Consider the following 6,669-nt stretch of genomic DNA (forward strand, 5'->3'; position numbering starts at 1 on the left):
ATGCTGGAGATCAAGGGCCTGACTGCCGAGATCGAGGGCGTGCAGGTGCTGCGCAAGGTCGATCTGTCCCTGGCCGAGGGCGCGACGGTGGCGCTGATCGGCCGCAATGGCGCGGGCAAGACCAGCCTGCTGCGTGCCATCATGGGCTTCTTGAAGGTGACTGCCGGGGAGATCTCCTTCGACGGCAGGCCGTTGCTGCAGGTCAAGCCGCATGAGCGCCCGCGCCTTGGCATCGGCTACGCCCCGGAAGACCGCCGCCTGTTCTCGACATTCACCATCCAGGAGAATATCCGCCTGCCGGCCGAGGTGATGAGGGTGCGCGAGGCCGAGATCGCCAGGCGCCTGGAAGGCGTCTACCAGGTGCTGCCGGAACTCGCCGATCTGCGCCACCGGCCGGCCGCCGGCCTCTCCGGCGGGCAGGGCAAGATGGCTGCGCTGGCGCGCGCACTGATGGTCGGCACGCGCATCATTCTGCTGGATGAGCCGTTCCAGGGGCTCGCCCCCGTGCTCGCCAATCGTTATGCGGCTGCCTTGCGCGCCCTGCGCGACAGCCATCCCGACATCGCCTTGCTCATCACCGAATCCAATCCCAGCCTGCTCCGGACCTTCGCCGAGCGCAGCTATGCGATCGAGCGCGGCGAGGTGACCGAGATTGCCGGCGGTCTGGCGGCGAGTTCGCTGGAAGCCGCAGGCCTGCATTGACTTCGGAAGGACACCCTATGACGCAGCATTTCATCAATGGCCGCCATGTCGACGGCCGGACCGGCGAAACCATGGCGGTCCTTGCGCCCGCGACCGGCGAGGAATTCACCCGCATCGCCTGCGGCACGGCCGAGGATATCGACGATGCGGTGAAGGCGGCTCAAGCCGCCTATGAGGGCGCCTGGGGCAAGCTGACGGCCGCAGAGCGGGGCCGGCTGATTGCGAAGCTTGCGCTCAAGGTGCAGGACCATTTCGACGAACTGGCCAGGATCGAGGCGCAGGATACCGGCAAGCCGATGGCGCAGGCCAGGGCCGATATCGAGGCGACGGCGCGCTATTTCGAATTCTATGGCGGCGCGGCGGACAAGGTGCATGGCCATGTCATCCCCTTCATGAACGGCTACAGCGTCAGCGTCGTGCACGAGCCGCACGGCGTCACCGGCCATATCCTGCCCTGGAACTATCCGGCGCAGATGTTCGGCCGCTCGCTGACGGCGTCGCTCGCCATGGGCAATGCGGTGGTGCTCAAACCCGCGGAGGAGGCCTGCCAGACGGCGCTCAGGCTGGCCGTCCTGGCTTCCGAAGTCGGCTTTCCYGATGGCGCGATCAATATCGTCACCGGGCGCGGCCATGAGGCGGGCGCTGCGCTCTCGGCCCATCCCGGCATCGGCTTCATGTCGTTCACCGGCTCGCCCGAGGTCGGCAAGATGGTGCAGAAGGCCTGCGCCGAGAACCTGATCGGCTGCACGCTGGAACTCGGCGGCAAATCCCCGCAGATCGTCTTCGACGATGCCGATTTCGACGCGGCGGTTCCGATCGTCTGCAAGGCCATCGTGCAGAATACCGGGCAGACCTGCTCCGCCGGCAGCCGCGTGCTGGTCCAGAAAAACGTCTATGACGCCTTCGTCGGCGCCGTCGCCAGGCAGTTCTCCACGCTGCGGGCCGGAACGCCGGAGATGGATCTCGATTGCGGGCCGGTGATCAACGCCAGGCAGCAGGGCCGGGTGCAGAGCTTCATTGACCAGGCCCGCGAGCAGGGCATCCCGGTCCTCGCCGAAGGGCAGATCGCGCAGGGCGTGCCGAATGGCGGCTTCTACGTCACGCCGACCCTGTTCGGCCCGGTGCCCCGGGGCAACCGGCTGGAGCAGGAGGAGGTCTTCGGGCCGGTGCTCTCGGCGTTCCCGTTCGAGGACGAGAGCGACGCCATCCGGCTTGCCAATTCGACCGCCTATGGACTCGTGGCCGGCATCTGGACCGGCAATGGCGGGCGTCAGCAGCGCGTGGCGAAGGGCGTCCGCGCCGGCCAGGTCTTCATCAATGGCTATGGCGCCGGCGGCGGCATCGAGCTGCCCTTCGGCGGCACCGGCAAGAGCGGTCATGGCCGCGAGAAGGGCTTCATGGCGCTGGAAGAGTTCGCGGTGACCAAGACGATCGTCCACAAGCACGGCTGACTCTTTCACGGTGAAGCGCCGGAACCTCGCCGAAAACCCTCTCCGATAGTTATCGGGAGGRAATTGCGCCCCACCTTCTCCCCTTGCGGGAGGAGGTGGCCCGAAGGGCCGGATGAGGGGGCGCGGTGCCCTTGCCGGTTATCGCCCCGCAAGCCTCAAACCTTCCAACGTCGCGCGACCCCTCACCCCAACCCTCTCCCGCAAGGGGAGAGGGGGCAGATCGCGCCGAATCCCGCCTCGGTCGCTGCCATCTATCTTGCGATGGTGGCGGCATCGAGCATGCGCTACGGCCTGTTCGGCATCGCCTTCGCCTGGGGCTCGCCAACCACGCGGGCCGCTCTACGATCATGCCGGGTTCGCGGCGCTGGCAGTGGTCGCTGCCGCCTTGATGCTCGCGGCCACGCTTGCGGCTGCGCTGGCGCGGCGCGCGCCGACGCCCTCCAAGGCATGAGCCTCGAGGCGGATGCCTACATCAGGATCACATGGCGGATCGTGCGGCCTTCGGCCAGCGCGTCAAAACCCTCGTTGATCTCGTCGAGCCCGCTCGTGCTGGTCAGCAGCTTGTCGACCGGCAGCTTGCCGCGCAGGTAGAGGTCGATGAAGCGCGGGATGTCGCGGCCGGGGATGCAGCTCCCGACATAGGAGCCCTTCAGGGTCCGCTCCTCGCCGACCAGCTTGACCGGAGCGAGCGCGAGCGTGTGCGCCGGGTTGGCAAGGCCGGCCGTGGTCGTCGTGCCGCCGCGCCTGGTGATCTGATAGGCGAGCTCGAGTGCCTTGACCGAGCCTGCCATCTCCAGACCGTGGTCGACGCCGCCTTTGGTCGCCGCGCGGATCGCCTCGACGACGCCGGGATCGCCGGCATTGAAGGTGTCGGTAGCGCCCAACTCGCGGGCGATCCGGAGCTTGTCCTCGGAGAGATCGACCGCGATCACGCGGGCGGCGCCGCAGGCGACAGCGCCGAGCAGCGCGCTCAGCCCGACGCCGCCGAGGCCGACGACGGCGACGCTCTCGCCGGCGCGGACCTTTGCCGTGTTCACCGCGGCGCCAACCCCGGTCAGCACCGCGCAACCGAACAGCGCCGCGATCTCGTGCGGGATATCGGCCTCGATCTTCACCAGCGAGTAGCGCGAGATCACCGCATGCTCGGCAAAGGCCGAGACGCCGACATGGTGGTTCACCGCCCGGCCATGGGCCGAGAGCCTGCGCCCGCCGCCGAGCAGCTCGCCTGCGCCATTGGCCGCGTTGCCGGGCTCGCACAGGGCAGGGCGACCCTCGCTGCACGGCGCGCAATGGCCGCAGGAGGGGACGAAGACCATGATGACGCGGTCGCCCTTCTTGAGGTCGTTCACGCCGGGGCCGGGCTCGACGACCTCGCCGGCCGCCTCATGGCCGAGCACCATCGGCACCGGACGGGGCCGGTTGCCGTCGATCACCGAGAGGTCGGAATGGCAGAGCCCGGTGGCCCGCACGCGGACCAGGACCTCGCCCGGGCCGGGCGGCGCAAGCTCGACCTCTTCGATCGCAAGCGGCCTGGAACGCGCATAGGGCGCGGCGACTGGGCTGGCATTCAGGACGGCGGCGCGGATCTTCACGGGCGTTTCCTTGGGCAGGCTGAGTTCTATGGCCGGCCGAAGGTCGGGCGCGATGCGAGCCCTGTCAAAGAGGAAATCGCGATCAGCCGTATAAGGCCGGGCGATCACCGTCCTCACCGAGCGTCGCCGTCCAGGTTTCGTCGGCCACCAGCCCGCGCAGGATCTCCCAGGAAAGCTGGCCGATGGCGCGCGCCGCAGCCGGCATCGGGCGCTCGGTCGAGTAGGCGAGATAGACCTTACGATGGAGTGCGGGCCGGTCGATCCGCCAGGTCTGGAAGATGCCGGCCCTGGCCTGCGCGCTGACGGCCATGCGGGGCAGGATGCCGTAGCCCAGCCCACGCTCCGCCAGCCGCTTGATCTGCGAGTAGGATTCGATCTCGATCGCCGGGTTGATGGCGGCGTGGACGCCAAGCGCGGCCTCGTCGATCTGGTCGCGCAACCCGTGCCCCTGGCCCGGCAGGATCAGATCGAGTTTGGCCGCCTCGGTCAGGCTGACGGTGCCCCCGGCCGGCGCCGCGACAGCATTCAGCGAAGGCGCTCCGAACAGGCAGAGCTCCTCGGTCAGGACATGGTGGATGCCGAGGCCCTTGGGGTCGGAGGTCGAGTAGATCACCGCGAGGTCGACCTCGCCGCGGCGGAGCCAGTCGAGCACGAAGCCGCWCATCGCCTCGGCGATACGGATGCGCACCGCGGGGTAGCGGTCCCGCGCCGCCTCGATCAGCGGCACGCTGAACTGTTCGCTGACGGTGCCTGGCAGGCCGATGCGGACCTCGCCGCCGGGCGCGGCCGATACGCCGCGCACGGAGTCGCGCAGTTCGGCGAATTCGGCGAGGATGGAGCGGGCCCGCGCGAGCAGGCGCTCGCCTGCTTCGGTCGGGATGACGCCGCGCGTGCCGCGATGCAGGAGCGGCACGCCGAGCTCATCCTCCATATGGCGCAGATGCTGGCTGAGCGCCGGCTGGGCGACGCGCAGCTTGGTTGCAGCCTTCGAGAACGAGCCCTGTTCGACGATCGCGGTGAAATAGCGGAGCTGGCGCAGATCCATCGCGGCTTCATCTCTCCCGGCGGCCCATGAATGATCGCCGCATGGTGGTAGCGTCCGCGGCGTGCGAAGGCCAGAGACCCCCGGCACGGCGATGCAACGGCTGAACGGCAACGCGCTGCGGGGCGCAGCGAAACGACGTGAAATCAGCGTCGTGTCGCGCGCTCCCTGAAACACTCTTGCCGGGGGGCGCCCAAGCTTTCGGTTATGCGCGCCAGAGCGAAGGCTTATTGGCCGTCACGCAACGGCACGTGCATCCTCGCAGGTGGCGTGAGGACGGGAGGCCCTCTTCAAGGAGCGCCTCATCCGAAACGCCCAGCAGCAGCAACCGGCGCAAGACGCCGGATGGTCACGTTCAGGAGGAATGCCATGTCCAGGGATCTGATCTTGCCGAGCCGTGCCAGCCGTCGCGGCTTCCTCAGCGGCGCTGTCGCGCTTGCGGCGGGGGCGACCATGCCGATCGGCGCCATGTCCTTCGCCAAGGCGCCGCTCTCCAACAATCAGGCGCCCTATTTCTACCGCTTCATGCTCGGCCCTTCCGAGGTGACGGTCATCTCCGACGGGCCGCTGCCGCTCGGGGACCCCGGCACGAATTTCGTCGGCGTCGCCAAGGACGAGGTCTACAGGATGCTGGAGACGAACTTCCTGCCGAAGGACAATGTCGTCCTCGAGCAGAACGTTCCGGTGGTGAATTTTGGCGATCGGCTGGTGATGTTCGACACCGGCATGGGCTTTTCGAAGGCCTTCGGCCCGACGACCGGGCGCCTGCAGAAGAGCCTGCAGGAGGCCGGCATCAAGCCCGGGGATATCGACGCCATCGTCTGCAGCCATGCCCATATCGACCATATCGGCGGCATCTGCACGGCGGACGGCAAGGCCAATTTCCCCAATGCGCAGATCTATATCAGCCAGATCGATTTCGATTTCTGGACGGATGAAASCAAGCTCGGCTCGCCTCTCAAGGCCTTCGTCGAACACGCGCGCGCCAATCTTCTGCCGGTGCGCGACCGCATCGTCTTCTTCCGGGATGGTCAGGAATTCCTGCCGGGCATCCAGGCGATCGCGGCGCCGGGCCACACCGCCGGCCATCACATCTTCATGGTGTCCTCGGGCGGAAAGACCTTCGCATTCCTTGGCGATCTGACCCACCACGCGGTGCTGCTGCTCGAGAAGCCGCTGATGGAATTCGCCTATGACAGCGACCCCAAACAGGCCGCACAGTCGCGCGTGAAGCTGCTCGGCATGCTGGCGGCCAACAAGACACCCGTAATGTCCTATCACTTTGCCTGGCCGGGTTTCGGTAATCTGGCCAAGGCGGGCGATGGCTACCGTTATTTTGCCGCACCTATGGACATGCTGCGTGGGTGAGTGAGCTGCGCTGCGGTGCTCCTCCCCCTGCGGCGCCTCACCGGGGCCGGGGTCTGCACGAATGCTTCGGCCTTCGCGCAGGCTCCGGCCTTCCCTTGCCGGGCCTTTCAGTCTCGCAGGGGGCGGGGCACCGTCACCGGGCGTGCCTCGCGGGCCTGGGCGGCAAGGCGCATCGGTGCATTGACCGCGCCAAAACCGGAATAGCCGCCGCGACGCTCGACGATCTCGAAGAAGAAGCGCTGGGCGAAGACGTGACTGTAGACCTGCAGGAACTCGGCCTCGCCGTCGCGGTCGTAGAGGATGTGGTGCTCGCGCAGCCGGTCGATGACGTCGGGCTCCAGTCCGTGCCGGGCCTCCAGGTCGTCGTAATAGTTCGCGGGGATGTCGAGGAAGGACAGCCCTGCCGCGCGCATCGCCGTGACGGCGGCAAAGATGTCGGGTGCGCTGAAGGCGATATGTTGCACGCCAGAGCCGAAATGCTCGGAGACGAAGCGCGAGGAGAGCGTCCGTGTCG

5 protein-coding genes and 1 pseudogene are annotated in these 6,669 nt (G+C 67.7%); 3 read left to right on the forward strand and 3 right to left on the reverse strand.

What is annotated here, in order from left to right:
* Both AC1D34_RS09515 and AC1D34_RS09520 read left to right on the forward strand, forming a co-directional pair.
* Positions 1–702 (forward strand): ABC transporter ATP-binding protein, encoded by a 702-nt coding sequence (locus tag AC1D34_RS09515; protein ID WP_441504800.1) that lies wholly within the window; start codon positions 1–3, stop codon positions 700–702.
* 17 nt (positions 703–719) lie between these two features.
* Positions 720–2,153, forward strand: coding sequence for an aldehyde dehydrogenase family protein (locus AC1D34_RS09520; RefSeq protein WP_441504799.1), 1,434 nt, complete (start codon positions 720–722; stop codon positions 2,151–2,153).
* A gap of 467 nt (positions 2,154–2,620) precedes the next feature.
* Here AC1D34_RS09520 and AC1D34_RS09525 read toward each other — a convergent pair whose 3' ends face one another.
* Positions 2,621–3,745, reverse strand: coding sequence for a zinc-dependent alcohol dehydrogenase family protein (locus AC1D34_RS09525; RefSeq protein ID WP_441504798.1), 1,125 nt, complete (start codon positions 3,743–3,745; stop codon positions 2,621–2,623).
* 82 nt (positions 3,746–3,827) lie between these two features.
* On the reverse strand, positions 3,828–4,790 hold the full coding sequence (locus AC1D34_RS09530) for a LysR family transcriptional regulator (RefSeq protein WP_476824069.1): 963 nt from the start codon (positions 4,788–4,790) through the stop codon (positions 3,828–3,830).
* Between the two features lie 366 nt (positions 4,791–5,156).
* Here AC1D34_RS09530 and AC1D34_RS09535 point away from each other — a divergent pair, with 366 nt between their 5' ends.
* A complete protein-coding gene (locus AC1D34_RS09535; RefSeq protein WP_476824070.1) occupies positions 5,157–6,155 on the forward strand; it encodes an MBL fold metallo-hydrolase in 999 nt (332 codons plus the stop codon).
* Positions 6,156–6,262: 107 nt separating this feature from the next.
* On the opposite strand, the pseudogene AC1D34_RS09540 reads toward AC1D34_RS09535, so the two are convergent.
* A pseudogene (locus AC1D34_RS09540) lies at positions 6,263–6,669 on the reverse strand (3-keto-5-aminohexanoate cleavage protein); the annotation flags it as partial.

Source organism: Allobosea sp. P1_A7 (assembly GCF_056406775.1).

What these genes read in the sequence shown, in the direction of transcription:
- AC1D34_RS09515 (WP_441504800.1), top strand. Translation starts at nt 1, where the DNA reads ATGCTGGAGATCAAGGGCCTGACTGCCGAGATCGAGGGCGTGCAGGTG.